Origin of the sequence: Candidatus Thiodubiliella endoseptemdiera, from assembly GCF_964212635.1 — a bacterium.
Classification (GTDB): Bacteria; Pseudomonadota; Gammaproteobacteria; order PS1; family Pseudothioglobaceae; genus Thiodubiliella; species Thiodubiliella endoseptemdiera.
This window is the reverse complement of record NZ_OZ156463.1, coordinates 614,818-629,817: the sequence shown is the minus strand read 5'-3', so window position 1 is coordinate 629,817 and position 15,000 is coordinate 614,818. Positions and strand designations below refer to the sequence as shown.

The following is a 15,000-nucleotide window of genomic DNA, read 5'->3' as shown; positions in this document are numbered from 1 at the left end:
AATATGAATAATCATCAAAACGCCATCTTTCATCAAATTACAAACTTTTTAAAAACACCCTTAGCCCTGCTAGGAGTGGATTTAAAAAATTTCCAATTTAATAAAATCTGTCATTTTGCTAATCATCCCTATTTATGCAAAGGTCTCATTATAATACTTACTTTAGAATTTACCACTAACAGCTTATGGATTATTTTCCTATTTTTATTGATATTGCCAAAAAACCCTGCTTAGTTGTTGGTGGTGGTGATATTGCTTATCGCAAAATTAACCTTTTATTAAAAGCAGATGCACAGGTTACTTGCATAGCACCAGAAACTTGTGATGGCGTTGCTGAGCTGGTAAAAAATAATAAAATCATTTTGATTAAAAAAGATTTTGAGGCAAGTGATGTTAATGCACAGGTGTTGATTGTATCTGCCACGGATGATGCAGTGTTGAATGCGCGTGTTTCTGCATTGGCAAAAAAGGCTAATATTCCTGTTAATGTAGTGGATTCGCCAGCATTGTGTAGTTTTATTATGCCTTCGATTGTTGATAGAAGTCCGATTGTGATTGCCATTTCATCAGCAGGTAAGGCACCTGTATTAGCCCGACTCATTCGTGCTAAATTAGAAAGTACTATTCCCAATGCCTATGGCAAATTGGCAACATTAGCGGGGAATTTTAGACAGCAAGTTAAAGCCAAATTTAATAACATTGAAGATAGGCGTTATTTTTGGGAAAAGGCTTTTTCAGGGGTGGTTGCGGAAAAAGTCTTTGCAGGCAAAATTGATGAAGCACAAACTGATTTACAAGCACAACTTGACGACAGTATTGATAGCGATATCGGCGAGGTTTATTTGGTTGGCGGAGGTCCAGGCGACCCAGATTTGTTGACCTTCAAGGCGTTGCGTTTGATGCAGCAAGCCGATGTGATTTTATACGACCGCTTGGTATCAGATGAAGTAATGGAATTAGTGAGACGCGATGCAGAGCTTATTTATGTCGGCAAAGAGCGCGATAATCACAGTGTGCCACAGGAAGGCATTAATCAATTATTGGTGGATTTAGCCAAGCAGGGTAGGCGTGTTTGTCGTCTCAAAGGCGGCGATCCGTTTATTTTTGGGCGAGGCGGCGAAGAAATCGAAACCTTGGCGGAAAATGGCGTTCCGTTCCAAGTTGTGCCAGGGATTACTGCTGCTTCGGGTTGTTCTACTTATTCGGGTATTCCGTTGACACATCGGGATTATTCGCAGTCTTGTCGTTTTGTAACAGGGCATCTTAAAGACGGCAGTATGAATTTGCCGTGGGATGAGTTGGCTGTTGAGCAACAAACCATTGTTTTTTATATGGCACTTAAAGGGGCACAGCATTTGTCAGACCAACTTATCGCCCATGGGATGCGTGGGGAAATGCCAGTTGCTTTGGTGGAAAAAGGCACAACACCAGAACATAAGGTTCACACTACTACCTTGGCAGAATTGCCTGATTTGGTGGCCAATGAAATCATCCATGCGCCTACGCTGATTATTGTGGGCGAAGTGGTGAAGTTAAGGGAAAAGTTGAATTGGTATGATATGGATAAAAATTAATTCTGCGTTGCCAAAAAAAACCGCCAATTAAGGCGGTTTCTTTAACTAAAAAGCAAGACTAAGAGCGGCAATTATCGTCTTTAGCACCTAACGCTTTACAAATCATTGCTGCTGGGCAGAAACCTGTAAATGCTGATTGGAATAACATAAAACCAACAAAAAATGTCATCCATAACCAATTTGGCTCGTTAAAGTTAATGCTACTTGCCAAAAGTGAACCCATGATAAAAACTCCTGCTATTGCTGATACTGCGTTATTGACCGTCATATTGTTACCTATCTTTTAAAAAGATGTAATTTTAACATCATTTTGCATTAGGGGAATCAATAGGCGAGTGATTTTTTTGGTTTCATTTATGACAACAGTAATGTCTATTTGGGTATAATGCCCGTTTTCGAGCGGGAGTGGTGGAATTGGTAGACACGCTGGATTTAGGTTCCAGTGCTGAAAAGTGTGAGAGTTCGAGTCTCTCCTTCCGCACCATCTTAATAAAAACCCTATTATGACTTAAGGTTGTAATAGGGTTTTTTTGTTTTTTTCTTAGGTAAAATTCCTACAGGTTATGAATACCATTATTTTACATTCCCAAGCGTTAGATATTGCCAACAAAATGGCGGATGTGTGTGGTGTGGCGTTTGAATTTAGGCGCTCGCATTTTCGTTTTTTAACGGATAAGAAAATTGATATTGTAGCGTTGCGCGAGGTATTTTCGGTGGATATTAATTATTTACCTGACTTTGATTTTTCGCAGGCAGCATTGTTTGTGAGTGATATGGATTCGACGCTGATAACGATTGAGTGTATTGATGAAATTGCAGATTTTGCAGGTATTAAACCACAGGTGGCAGCGATTACTGAGCGGGCGATGCGGGGTGATTTGGATTTTAATGCGTCTTTGATTGAACGCGTCGCTTTGTTGCAGGGGCTGGAAGTGTCGGTGTTGAGTCGGGTTTATGAGGAACGCTTGAAAGTCAGTGATGGAGGTAGGGCGTTGATTGCGTTTTTAAAATCTAGGGCGATAAAAACAGCAGTAGTGTCGGGCGGGTTTGGTTATTTCACTCGGCGTTTGTCAGAGGATATTGGGCTTGATCACGACCGTGCGAATACATTGGCGATTGAGAAGGGGCAATTAACGGGTAAAGTTGAGGGGGATATTATTAACGCCACAGCTAAGGCTGAATTTATAACTGAATTGTGTGCAAAATACCAAACGACACCGAGCCAAACTATTGCAATAGGTGATGGGGCGAATGATTTGGAAATGATGGCGGTGGCGGGCTTGTCAGTGGCGTATCATGCCAAACCTGCAGTAATTAAATTTGCAAATATCGTGATTAGTTATGGTGGGTTGGATATAATAATGGATTTTTTTGATGGTTAAATTATGTTACCTGAAATTGGACATTTTGCCTTAATCCTTGCTTTGATAGTCGCTGTGCTACAAGTAGCCTTGCCAAGTGTGGGTTTGTGGCGGGGTAATGTTGCTTTAATGCAACTTTCTCGTCCTTTGTTGTGGATGCAGTTTTTTTGGCTGATCGTATCATTTTCAGTGTTGATGAATGCCTTTGTGGTGGATGATTTTTCGGTTAAATATGTTGCCAGTAATTCCAATACAAATCTTCCTGATATTTTTAAAATGTCGGCTGTTTGGGGCGCACATGAAGGTTCTTTATTGTTGTGGGCGTTGATATTGTCTTTGTGGAGTGTGGCAGTTTCTATTTTTTCTAAACGCTTGCCTGCACAGGTTTTAAATCATATTTTGATTATTTTGGGGTTAATTAGCATTGGCTTTTTGTTGTTTTTATTGCTGACTTCTAATCCATTTGAACGCTTAGATATTATCCCGATACAGGGGCGTGAACTCAATCCGCTGTTGCAAGATTTTGGCTTGATTATTCATCCACCGATGTTGTATATGGGCTATGTGGGAATGGCAGTTCCATTTGCATTTGTATTGTCGTCGTTGATTCGTGGGCAGTTGGATTCTACTTGGTTGCGTTGGTCGCGTCCGTGGACTTTGGTGGCGTGGGCGTTTTTAACTTTCGGTATTACTCTAGGTTCTTGGTGGGCGTATTATGAACTCGGCTGGGGAGGTTGGTGGTTTTGGGATCCAGTTGAAAATGCGTCATTTATGCCGTGGTTGGTTGCTACCGCCTTGGTGCATTCTTTGAGTGTGAGTGAAAAGCGTGGTGCCTTTAAGCATTGGACGGTGTTATTGGCAATTGCTGGATTTTCTTTGAGCTTGTTAGGCACTTTCTTGGTGCGTTCAGGGATTTTGACTTCAGTGCATTCATTTGCTACTGACCCTGCGAGGGGGCTGTTCATTTTGGTATTTTTGGTGATTGTGGTCGGTGGTTCATTGGGCTTGTATGCGTGGCGTGCTAATTTGATGCGTAGCAATAACAGTTTTTCACTGTTATCGAGAGAAAGTGGATTGTTAGTGAATAACATCTTATTAGTCACAGCGTTATTGAGTGTATTTTTGGGTACGCTTTATCCACTATTATTAGATTCATTAGGATTGGGAAAAATCTCAGTCGGTGCACCATATTTTGATGCGGTATTTGTGCCGATTATGATACCTGCTGTGTTGGCAATGGCAATTGGTGGGTATTTGCGTTGGAAAAAAGACAAGTTGGATAGGGTGGTTGATGTGACTATTCATATGGTATTTGTTATTTCGACGATTACGCTAATTACTTATTTATCCATTGATAATATTTATGTCGTTTTGGCAACCTTTTTATCTACTTGGATTGTGTTGCATTCATTACTATTGTTAGTGCAAAGACTAGCACAACGAGGTAATCCAAGTATGGCGTTTATTGGAATGATTGTTGCACATATTGGTATTGCGGTATTTTTATTCGGTGCAACGGTAACGACGCAATATGGTGTGGAAAAAGACATTAAGATGACTCTGAATGAAACTGTAACTATTAAAGGTTATGACTTTACTTTTAGAGGGGTTACAACATTGCAAGGGGTAAATTATACGGGCAATAAGGGTGTGATTGATGTGGCATACGAGGGTGATAAGATTGCCACTTTAAAACCCGAAAAACGCCAATATGTAACGGGTATGCCAATGACTGAGGCAGCAATTGATCCTTCATTATTCCGTGATTTGTATGTTGCTTTGGGCGAGTCATTAGGTAATGGGGCGTGGAGTTTGAGATTATATTACAAGCCACTCATTCGTTGGATTTGGCTGGGGGGATTGTTGATTGCATTGGGTGCGTTGTTGGCGGCCTTTGACAAACGCTACCGTCTAAAAGTAAGAGGTAAATGATGAATTTATATTTGTGGTTTGTTTTAATGTTGGTAATGTCATCGGCATGGTTGGTGTGGTTTTTGTATCGCCCTTTAAAGAACAATGTATTGGATTTGGAGAAATCAAATATTGCATTGGGTAAGCAAAAACAAGCGGAACTCGAACAAGATTTACAAAGAGAGTTGATTGATGAGAGTGTGTTTGAAGATGCTAAAGATGAAATTGCACAAGTATTGGCAGCGGAAATGATGCAGATAGCAACGACAACGACGGTTGAAACGCAAAAACCGATACCAATTTGGTTGGCAGTATTAATTGTGACAGCATTATCTATCACATCTTTAGGTGTTTATCAAACGCTGACTTCGCAATCAATTACCTCTCAAAATGCAACAACGCTACAAACAGAAAAGCCACCAACTTTGGCACAAAGTATTGTCAATATTAGAAAGCGTTTAGCAGAACAACCTGATGATGCAAAATCGTGGAGATTGTTAGGATTGGCATTATTTGATTCTGATCAATTAAGTGAATCTTTAGAAGCGTATGAAAAATCTTACCGATTAAATCCAAAAAGTGAAATTATGCTAGTTGAATACGCTTCAACTTTGGCAAAATCTCAGGGTAACCAATTTAAAGGGCGTGTTTCTACCTTGGTCCGTGAGGCGTTAGAAGTTAATCAGAATAATGTAGATGCTTTATATTTGGCGGGTTGGGTGGCAATTAACGCACAGCGATTAGAGTTGACACAGATGTTGTGGCAAAGGGCGTTGTCATTATTACCCGAAAATCAAGCAGACAGAATGACTTTACAGCGTATGCTGAATGAGTTGGCACAAATGCGTAATACAGATGGAAAATCAACGACAACGCAAAATAAACCAATAGCTCAACACCAGGTTACAATTAAAATAGCACTATCTGAGCGTCTGCATCAGGCAGAATTTAAAGACCATTATTTAATGGTGTATGTCAAAGCCGCACAAGGCCGACCAATGCCGATTGCCATTCAGAAAATTAAGTTAAAAGATTTTTCAGGCGTGGTAATATTGACCGATAAAAATTCTGTCATGCCGACGCAACAATTATCACAAGCATCTAAAGTGCTTGCCGTGGCACGCCTAAGCAAGTCGGGTTCGGCAATACGACAAGCGGGTGATATTGAAGCAGTGAGCCAAGTGACTGAGGTGAAAAATAATCCAACAATTAATTTAAAATTAAAATAAATTTATGAGTGATACACTACAATTAGCAAAGGATTTAATATCTATTGCTTCTGTTACCCCTAACGACAAAGGTTGTCAGCGATTAATGACTGATAGGCTGAAAAAAGTCGGTTTTGAAATTGATGATTTAAAATTTGGTAAAGTGGATAATTTTTGGGCAAAGCATGGTAATAATACCCCTGTTTTTGTTTTCGCAGGGCATACCGATGTCGTGCCAGTCGGGTCGAATTGGAAAACTGATCCTTTTGAGCCAACGGTGGTTGATGGGATGTTATACGGTCGTGGCACAGCGGATATGAAAGGCTCGTTGGCGGCGATGATAACAGCAACTGAACGGTTTGTGACAGATTTTCCCGACCATAAAGGCAGTATCGGTTATTTGATTACTTCCGACGAAGAAGGTCCTGCGATTGATGGCACGGTGAAGGTATGCGAATATCTAAATAACAAAGGGCAAAATGTTGATTATTGTTTGGTGGGTGAGCCATCATCGACTAATCAGTTGGGCGATGTGATGAAAAATGGCAGACGCGGTTCGTTGAACGGTTCGTTGACTTTGATTGGCAAGCAAGGGCATATCGCTTATCCTCATTTAGCAAATAATCCTATTCATTTGTTAGCACCTGCACTCAATGGTTTGATTGCCGAAGTATGGGATGAGGGCAATGAGTATTTTCCAAAAACCAGTTTTCAAGTGTCTAATATACACTCAGGCACAGGGGTTACTAATGTAATTCCAGGGGCGGTTGAAATAATGTTTAATTTTCGTTATTCAAGTGAATCTACACACGAGGGCCTGCAAAAAAGAGTGGAAGATATTTTAGATACGCACGGACTTGAATACAAAATTGACTGGAATCATTCAGGCTATCCATTCCTTACACCAAAAGGCGATTTAGTTAGTGCTTGTATGCAGGCGGTGAAAACAGTGAAAGATATTGACAGTGAATTATCCACTTCTGGCGGCACCTCTGATGGGCGTTTTATTGCCCCTATCCTAAATGCACAAGTGGTAGAGCTTGGACCTTTAAATGCCACAATTCATCAAGTAGACGAGTGTGTGAGTGTACAAGATTTAGAGGATTTAAGTGAAATTTATTACCAAATTCTGAAAAATATCTTAGCCTAAATAATGATACATTTTGATATTATTACTTTATTTCCTGAGATGTTTTCAGCGATTAAAGAAGAAGGGGTAATTGCACGAGGGATTAAAAAATCATTGCTCGCAATTCACACTTGGCAGTTGCGTGATTTTAGCGACAACAAACATCGTAATATCGACGATGCACCCTATGGCGGTGGGGCAGGGATGGTAATACAAGTCAAACCAATTCGTGATTGCCTGCATAAAATCAAACAAAATAATCCAGACACTACTGTTATTTACTTATCACCACAAGGACAAAAATTAACCCACAAACTCGCTCTTGAACTCTCCAAACTCAAATCAATTACCTTATTGTGTGGGCGTTATGAAGGCATCGATGAGCGTGTTATTGAGCATGATATTGACAGGGAAATATCTATTGGTGATTTTGTCATTAGTGGCGGTGAGCTCGGTGCTATGGTCGTGATTGATGCGGTTAGTCGCCAAATTTCAGGCGTATTAGGCAATCAAAATTCGCTCAACGATTCGTTTGCTAATGGCTTGCTAGATTACCCACATTACACCCGTCCAGAAACCATCGATGGGCAAAGTGTCCCAGCGGTTTTACTCAGCGGACATCAAGCAAATATTGATGCTTGGCGGGTAAAAAAAGCCGAAGAAAAGACACAAACCAAACGCCCTGATTTGTATTAATATTTGTCAAGGCAACATCAAAATTGTCGGTAGTTAGGATACCATCCTATCCGCTTTTTTGGATGAAAATGATGCCAACTCTCGTATTTTCTTTTCATCAAAAATTCTCAAGAAATTGTAGATGGGGTTAAATGGGTGATTTTATTAAATATACTCAAGAACTAAGTGTGTCAGATATAGCCTTTTTAAAACTCACTAAACCCATACCATTCTGGGAAAATTATCAGGCTTAATAACACACTAACTTGAATGACGATGAAGGGCGTAACACCTTTATAGATATCGGTGGTTTCGATAGATTTTGGAGCAACGCCTTTGAGGTAGAAGAGACTAAAGCCAAAGGGTGGGGTTAGGAATGAGGCTTGTAGGTTCATAGCAATTAAAATCGCGAACCATTGCATATCGATACCGAGTGAGAGAGCGATTGGGTAAAAGATTGGGACGATGATGAGGGATATTTCGACGAAATCAATAAAGAAACCGAGGATGAGGATGATGCCCATTGAAATAAGGATAAAACTCATTTCTTTGGCGGGAAGGCTGTGAATGAATGTTTCTACGACATGGTCGCCACCGCTGTAGGTAAATACCATTGAAAAGGCGGTTGCACCGACTAAGATGGCGAATACCATGGAGGTAACTTTGATGGTTTCAACGCTGGATTGATAGACGATATCCCAGTTGAGTCTTTGGTAAAACAGAGCTAATAGTAGTGAGCCGACTGCACCGATTGAGGCGGATTCGGTGGGGGTAGCAATGCCTGAAAATATTGAACCTAAGACAGCAATGATAAGGGTGATGGGTGGCACGATGGACTTGGCGACTCGCCAGTATTTTCCTGCGTTTGGGTTATTGCTTTTTGTTGCGGGTGCGGCGTCTTTGTCCCAGTAGGCAATGAATAAAACATAGACAATATAACTGCCTACCAGCACCAAAGAGGGCATAACAGCACTGTGAAATAAATCGCCAACAGGCACACCGAGTACATCTGCCAAGATGATTAGGACAATGGAAGGTGGGATAATTTGCCCTAAAGTGCCTGAAGCACAAATAACACCCGTAGAGAGCGTCTTTTTATAGTTGTGTTTGAGCATTACTGGTAGGGCAATCACACCCATGGCAATCACGCTAGCACCGACTACGCCTGTGGAGGCAGCGAGTAGTGAGCCGACTAAAATGGTGGATACTGCCAAACCACCACGAATATTGCCAAATAAATCGCCCATGGCTTCAAGCAGTTGCTCTGCCAGTCGGGTTTTTTGTAAAATGATACCCATAAAAATGAACAACGGTATTGCCATTAAGATGGTGTTTTCCATAACGCTCATAATGCGGTAAGGCATAAAGCCGAATAAGTCAATACCTTCTGTGAGTGTGCCGAAAATAACAGCAACACCTGCGAAAGTAAAAGCCACAGGAAAGCCAATTATTAGCAATGCCAGAGTAACGACAAACATAATCAAACCAATCATTGTTTCAGCACCTCGTAGTTATCTTTGGCAAACAATCCACCAGAAACAATAACCAAGATAAAGCTGAGTGGAATAATACCTTTGATAATGAATCGTTGTGTTAATCCACCAGGGTCACCACTTTGCTCGTTGATGATGTAAGCTGAATAGGTGAAGTCAATACCATAGTAGGTGATTAGCAAGCTGATTGGTAAGATAAATATTATAAAACCTATGATATTGATAATTGCCTGTTTTTTAGGGGTAAATTTGGCGTAGAAAACATCTACTCTGACATGGGCGTCTTTTTGTAGCGTATAAGCAATACCTAGTAAAAACATAGAAGAGAACAGATGCCATTCCATTTCTTGTAAGGCAATGGATGAGTTGTTAAAGCCGTAGCGAAGGGCGACATCGATGAATACATTGACAATCGTTAGTAGTAATAATCCAACGGTTAAGCGTTCTAACCATTGGGTGTATTGGTAGCGCAATGTTATTATTGGGTTTGAGAATTTAGATAAGCTTGGTCTGAGATGGCTGTCCAAGCGCGTATTTTTTTCAAATAGTTAGTTTGAGATTCAATGATTTCTTTTGAAAGTGGATTATTCGCAGCTAGTTTTTTAAGGAGTTTGTCATTTGCCTTTCTAAGTGCGTCAAATACTGGTTCAGGAAAGGTTTTAACTTTAATATTAGGAAAATCCTTTTTCATTATTGCCCAGTTTTTGGCACTTTCATGTTCGGATTGTGCATACATTTGATAAGCTGAAAGTTTCATTGCTGTTATCAAAATGGTTTGCAAGTCTTTTGGTAGTGAATTGTATTTCTTAAGATTGATTAAAAACTGTAATTCGGTACCTGGCTCATGCCAACCTGTGTAGTAATAGGGGGCAATTTTGTGAAAACCCATACGCAAGTCTAGTGAAGGACCTACCCATTCTAGTGCATCAATTGTGCCACGGTCTAATGCAGTATAAAGTTCACCCGGTGGGATGTTGGTTGGTTTGGCACCAACTTTTGCCATGATTTCTCCTGCGAAGCCAGGAATACGCATTTTCAAACCTTTAAGGTCATCAATTGAGTTGATTTCTTTTTGAAACCAGCCTCCCATTTGGTTACCCGTGCTACCGCCAATCACTGATTTCATACCGTGTTTAGCATAAACTTTATCCATCAGCTCATTACCACCACCGTATTCAAACCAAGCATGTTGCTCGTCAGTTGTCATACCAAATGGCATTGAAGTAAAAAACAAAGTGTTGATGTCTTTGCCTTTCCAGTAATAAGAACCTGAGTGTCCGAGATCGTATTGTCCTGATTTGACGAAGTCGAAAATACCAAATGCAGACTTGTGTTTATTTTTGGAGTCAATTCTGATTTTTAAACGACCATTTGACATGGTTTCTGCTAATTTTTTGAAATTTTTGGTGGCATCGCCAAAGATTGGGAAGTTGGTCGGCCAAGTTTCTGCTAACTTTAAGGAATAAACTTTATCGCTGTGATTAACACCTTCTTTTTGGTCACCGCTAAACCATCCTGCATTAGCCACTGTAGTAATGAGTGTAGTGATTGTCAATAGTTGAATTATTTTTTTCATTTTTTTCCTCGTGAATTTATTTAAGTTGTGCCAAGATGGCACGATTGTTAGAATTATAATCTTGAAAGGTTTTAATGTGAGTGAATTTTTGTTTTAATAATTCAACAATCATTTCTTGCTGATTGTATCCGTGCTCCAAGAGCAAAAATCCGTGCTTGTTTAGGTGGATGGGCGCTTGATTGATAATAATTCTGATATCATCTAAGCCATCTTTTCCAGCGGTCAATGCGCTAATTGGCTCGTGGGTTAAGTTATCCAAATAGCCGTCGCCTTCTTCAATATAAGGCGGGTTGGAAATAATCAAATCAAACCTTTGGTTAGGCACCGCCTCAAACCAACTACCTTGTTGAAAGTTGATTTTATTAGTGATAATCGTGGCGTTTTGTTTTGCAATTTCTAAGGCTTTGTTGGAAAAATCAGTTGCCGTAACTTGCCAATGTGGGTTTTTGTCTGCTAGGGTGATGGCGATAATGCCACTGCCTGTGCCTAAATCCAGTAAATTGCAAGGCTTGTTGATGAATAAATTCAGTGCAATATCAACCAACAATTCAGTTTCAGGGCGAGGGATTAGCGTGTCGGGGGTTACTTTAAACTTTAAATGATAAAAGCCTTTTGTGCCACTCAAATAGGCGAATGGCACACCTTGTTCTCGTTTTTTGATGAGCGTTTTGAGTTTGCTTTCTTCATTTGTGCTGAGCTGATAATCGTCATTTGATAGCAGCCAGGCGTGGCTTTTTTCAAGCACTAAAGACAATAACTGAGTAATGTCTTTATGTTGACTTTTGAGATATTTTTTGATCAATGAAATTTTTGATTGCAACGATTAAGCCTAAGCCGAGGAATGCGCCAGGCGGTAAGATTGCCAAGAGTGTACCTTGATAGTCTTCAAACACAGTGATGCTGAGTGTGTTGCCAAAATCACCCAACAACAATGCCGATTGGTTGAACAAAGTGCCAGAGCCAATTAACTCGCGCGCCGCCCCTAAAATAATTAATACAATTGAAAAGCCAAGCCCCATCATTAAGCCGTCTAATGCCGATTTCCCCCAAGTGTTTTTACTGGCAAATGCCTCAGCCCGCCCCAAAATAGCACAGTTGGTAACAATCAACGGCACGAAAATGCCCAGTATTAAATATAAGTCGTAAAAATAGGATTGCATGATTAATTCAACAATGGTTACAAAAGAAGCAATCAGCAGCACAAAGATTGGAATGCGCACCTCTTTGCGAATGGTGTTGCGAAAAATTGAAACAGTGGTGTTTGAAGCTACCAATACAAACGAAGTGGCAAGCCCTAAACCCATTGCATTGGTGATATTATTGGTTACTGCCAACAGCGGACACAAGCCCAATAATGCAACCAAGGCTTGGTTATTGCTCCACAGACCGTTTTTTATAATTTTGATATAATCTTTCATAAAGGCTGATTATATCAATGTATGGCTAAGGGGCGCGTCTAATAACCTAAAATATTCATCTTTTTACTAAACATCTTGGATTATTAGAGACATACTCAAGAAAACACAATTTCGTCGTTAGACACATTGCCGTGAATAACTGACCCTGGTAGAAATTCTCCAGACAGTATCTTTTGAGAAAGTGGGTTTTCCAATAACTGCTGGATGGTGCGTTTGAGTGGGCGTGCGCCAAATACTGGGTCATAACCTTTGTCTACAATGAGTGTCATTGCACTATCATCCAGTTCAAGTTTAAGGTCCATTTTTGCTAAACGAGATTGCAGGATTTCAACTTGCAATGCAGCAATGCCTTTGATTTGTTCCTTGTCAAGCGGATTGAAAACCACGATTTCATCAATACGATTAACAAATTCAGGGCGAAAATGCTCACCCACAATTTGCATCAATTCGCTGCTCATATCTTTACCTGGATTTTCTTGAATCAAATGCGAACCAAGATTTGAAGTCATTACAATCACCGTGTTTTTAAAATCAACAGTGCGACCTTGTCCGTCCGTCAAACGACCGTCATCCAACACTTGTAGCAAAATGTTGAAAACATCAGGGTGGGCTTTTTCTACTTCATCAAGCAGGATAATTGAGTATGGTTTTCTACGCACAGCTTCGGTAAGCACACCACCTTGCTCATAACCAACATAACCTGGAGGTGCACCAATTAGGCGAGCGACAGAATGTTTTTCCATAAATTCACTCATATCTACCCGCACAATCGCTTGCTCGGTGTCAAACAGAAAATCGGCAAGCGCTTTAGTCAGTTCCGTTTTACCGACACCCGTTGGACCCATAAACATAAACGATCCATCGGGGCGATTAGGGTCAGAAAGCCCTGCACGAGAACGACGAACGGCATCGGCAATAACCTTGACAGCTTTGTCCTGACCAACCAAACGCCGGTGAATAATTTCCTCCATTTGTAAGAGTTTGTCTTTTTCACCTTCTAGCATTTTATCCACAGGAATCCCTGTCCAACGAGCGACAATATGGGCAATTTCGTCTTCGGTAACTTTGTTACGCAATAGCGTCATTGCACCAGTATCCACTGATTCAGCTGCGGTGATTTTGGCTTCCAATTCAGGGATTTTTCCGTATTGAAGTTCGCTCATTTTTGCCAAATCATTGTTACGATGTGCTGCTTCAAGGTCGGATTTTGCTTGCTCTAACGCTTCTTTGAGGTGTTGCGCACCTTGCACCACGGACTTTTCTTTTTTCCAAATTTCTTCAAAATCGGCATATTCTTTTTCAAGGGTTGAAATGTGTTTTTCTAATTCTTTGAACCGTTCTTTTGATGCCTTATCTTTCTCTTTTTTCAGTGCCATACGCTCAATTTTGAGTTGCACCAATTTACGATCAAGTTTGTCCATTGACTCAGGTTTTGAATCAATTTCCATCCGAATTTGCGACGCCGCTTCGTCAATCAAATCAATGGCTTTATCGGGCAATTGCCTATCGGTAATATAGCGTTGAGAGTAGGTAACGGCGGCAATAATCGCAGGGTCGGTGATTTCCACGCCGTGATGCACTTCGTATTTTTCCTTCAAACCACGCAAAATTGCAATAGTATCTTCCTCAGTTGGCTCATCCACCAACACTTTTTGAAAACGGCGTTCCATTGCCGAATCTTTTTCAATATACTGGCGATATTCATCTAAAGTTGTCGCTCCCATACAATGCAAATCGCCCCGTGCAAGCGCAGGTTTGAGCATATTGCCTGCATCCATAGAACCTTCACCTTTGCCCGCACCCATCATGGTGTGCAATTCGTCAATGAATAAAATCACTTGTCCATTTTCTGCTTCAAGGTCTTTGAGCACGGCTTTCATTCTTTCCTCAAATTCGCCTTTATACTTTGCCCCTGCCACCAACGCCGCCATATCCAACGATAATAACCGCTTGCCCTTGACACCTTCTGGCACTTCGTTGTTAATAATGCGTTGCGCCAAGCCTTCAGCAATTGCCGTTTTACCCACTCCCGGCTCACCAATCAGCACAGGATTATTTTTAGTGCGGCGTTGCAAAACCTGAATAGCACGGCGAATCTCTCCATCGCGTCCAATCACAGGGTCAAGTTTGCCGTCTTGTGCGCGTTGCGTCAGGTCAAGTGTATATTTATTCAAAGCATCTCTGTTCGTTTCTGTATTTTGTTCGTTCACGGTTTCACCTCCTCTAAGTTTATCTACAGCCGCCGATAGATTCTTTTTATCAACGCCGAATTTTTTTAATAATGTCGTCGTCGTATCATTACCATTAATAATTGCCAATAAAAACAACTCAGTTGACAGATAACTATCGCCTTTATCAGTGGATAATTTTTCAGCACTGTTAAGCAACCTCAATAAGTTTTGCGACACACCGATATCGCCATTTGGACTAGCCACCACAGCTAAATTATCAATAGTCTCATCAACATCATCTTTCAAATTTTTAGTATTGACACTCAATGTTTTAAGCACATTACTAACACTTGAAGCATAATCACTGAGCATACTACTCAATACATGCACCCCCTCAATAGCAGTATGATTTTTATTAATCGCAATAGATTGTGCAGTGCTTAAGTCTTGTTGAAATTGCGAAGTAAGTTTATTAATATCCATT

The 15,000-nt window shown here is 40.6% G+C and carries 14 protein-coding genes and 1 tRNA gene; 8 read left to right on the top strand and 7 right to left on the bottom strand.

The window, feature by feature from the left end:
• Nucleotides 1–3: 3 nt before the first annotated feature.
• Both AB8525_RS03295 and cysG read left to right on the top strand, forming a co-directional pair.
• Nucleotides 4–234, top strand: a complete 231-nt coding sequence (locus tag AB8525_RS03295; protein ID WP_369178610.1) for a hypothetical protein — start codon at nt 4–6, stop codon at nt 232–234.
• Nucleotides 186–1,574 carry a siroheme synthase CysG gene (gene cysG, locus AB8525_RS03290; RefSeq protein WP_369152580.1) on the top strand — a complete coding sequence of 463 codons (1,389 nt, stop codon included), beginning with the start codon at nt 186–188 and terminating at the stop codon, nt 1,572–1,574. The genes AB8525_RS03295 and cysG overlap by 49 nt, the downstream gene beginning before the upstream one ends.
• Nucleotides 1,575–1,632: 58 nt before the next feature.
• On the opposite strand, the gene AB8525_RS03285 is transcribed toward cysG, so the two are convergent.
• Nucleotides 1,633–1,842 (bottom strand): DUF2892 domain-containing protein, encoded by a 210-nt coding sequence (locus AB8525_RS03285; protein WP_369152578.1) that lies wholly within the window; start codon nt 1,840–1,842, stop codon nt 1,633–1,635.
• Nucleotides 1,843–1,973: 131 nt separating this feature from the next.
• Between AB8525_RS03285 and AB8525_RS03280 the strand changes: the two genes are divergently transcribed.
• The 6 genes from AB8525_RS03280 to trmD all read left to right on the top strand — a co-directional run bounded on the left by AB8525_RS03280 (nt 1,974) and on the right by trmD (nt 7,879).
• Nucleotides 1,974–2,058, top strand: a tRNA-Leu gene (locus AB8525_RS03280).
• Nucleotides 2,059–2,137: 79 nt separating this feature from the next.
• Nucleotides 2,138–2,956, top strand: a complete 819-nt coding sequence (serB, locus tag AB8525_RS03275) for a phosphoserine phosphatase SerB (RefSeq protein WP_369178608.1) — start codon at nt 2,138–2,140, stop codon at nt 2,954–2,956.
• A 3-nt stretch (nt 2,957–2,959) separates the two neighbouring features.
• Nucleotides 2,960–4,867 (top strand): heme lyase CcmF/NrfE family subunit, encoded by a 1,908-nt coding sequence (locus AB8525_RS03270; protein WP_369178606.1) that lies wholly within the window; start codon nt 2,960–2,962, stop codon nt 4,865–4,867.
• Entirely contained in the window at nt 4,864–6,075 is a 1,212-nt protein-coding gene (gene ccmI, locus AB8525_RS03265; protein ID WP_369178604.1) for a c-type cytochrome biogenesis protein CcmI, read from the top strand. The genes AB8525_RS03270 and ccmI overlap by 4 nt, the downstream gene beginning before the upstream one ends.
• A 4-nt stretch (nt 6,076–6,079) precedes the next feature.
• On the top strand, nt 6,080–7,204 hold the full coding sequence (gene dapE, locus AB8525_RS03260) for a succinyl-diaminopimelate desuccinylase (RefSeq protein ID WP_369178602.1): 1,125 nt from the start codon (nt 6,080–6,082) through the stop codon (nt 7,202–7,204).
• Nucleotides 7,205–7,210: 6 nt separating this feature from the next.
• Entirely contained in the window at nt 7,211–7,879 is a 669-nt protein-coding gene (gene trmD, locus AB8525_RS03255) for a tRNA (guanosine(37)-N1)-methyltransferase TrmD (protein ID WP_369178998.1), read from the top strand.
• A gap of 185 nt (nt 7,880–8,064) precedes the next feature.
• Here trmD and AB8525_RS03250 read toward each other — a convergent pair whose 3' ends face one another.
• The 6 genes from AB8525_RS03250 to clpB all read right to left on the bottom strand — a co-directional run bounded on the left by AB8525_RS03250 (nt 8,065) and on the right by clpB (nt 14,999).
• Nucleotides 8,065–9,351, bottom strand: a complete 1,287-nt coding sequence (locus tag AB8525_RS03250; protein WP_369178600.1) for a TRAP transporter large permease subunit — start codon at nt 9,349–9,351, stop codon at nt 8,065–8,067.
• Complete coding sequence (locus AB8525_RS03245; protein ID WP_369178598.1) at nt 9,348–9,824, bottom strand: TRAP transporter small permease subunit; 477 nt, start codon at nt 9,822–9,824, stop codon at nt 9,348–9,350. The genes AB8525_RS03250 and AB8525_RS03245 overlap by 4 nt, the downstream gene beginning before the upstream one ends.
• A gap of 5 nt (nt 9,825–9,829) precedes the next feature.
• A complete protein-coding gene (locus tag AB8525_RS03240; protein WP_369152566.1) occupies nt 9,830–10,927 on the bottom strand; it encodes a TRAP transporter substrate-binding protein in 1,098 nt (365 codons plus the stop codon).
• A 16-nt stretch (nt 10,928–10,943) separates the two neighbouring features.
• Nucleotides 10,944–11,729: a peptide chain release factor N(5)-glutamine methyltransferase gene (prmC, locus tag AB8525_RS03235; protein WP_369178596.1), complete on the bottom strand. Its 786-nt coding sequence runs from the start codon at nt 11,727–11,729 to the stop codon at nt 10,944–10,946.
• Nucleotides 11,698–12,345 carry an electron transport complex subunit E gene (locus AB8525_RS03230; protein ID WP_369178594.1) on the bottom strand — a complete coding sequence of 216 codons (648 nt, stop codon included), beginning with the start codon at nt 12,343–12,345 and terminating at the stop codon, nt 11,698–11,700. The genes prmC and AB8525_RS03230 overlap by 32 nt, the downstream gene beginning before the upstream one ends.
• 95 nt (nt 12,346–12,440) lie before the next feature.
• A complete protein-coding gene (clpB, locus tag AB8525_RS03225; RefSeq protein WP_369178592.1) occupies nt 12,441–14,999 on the bottom strand; it encodes an ATP-dependent chaperone ClpB in 2,559 nt (852 codons plus the stop codon).
• Nucleotide 15,000 lies beyond the last annotated feature (1 nt).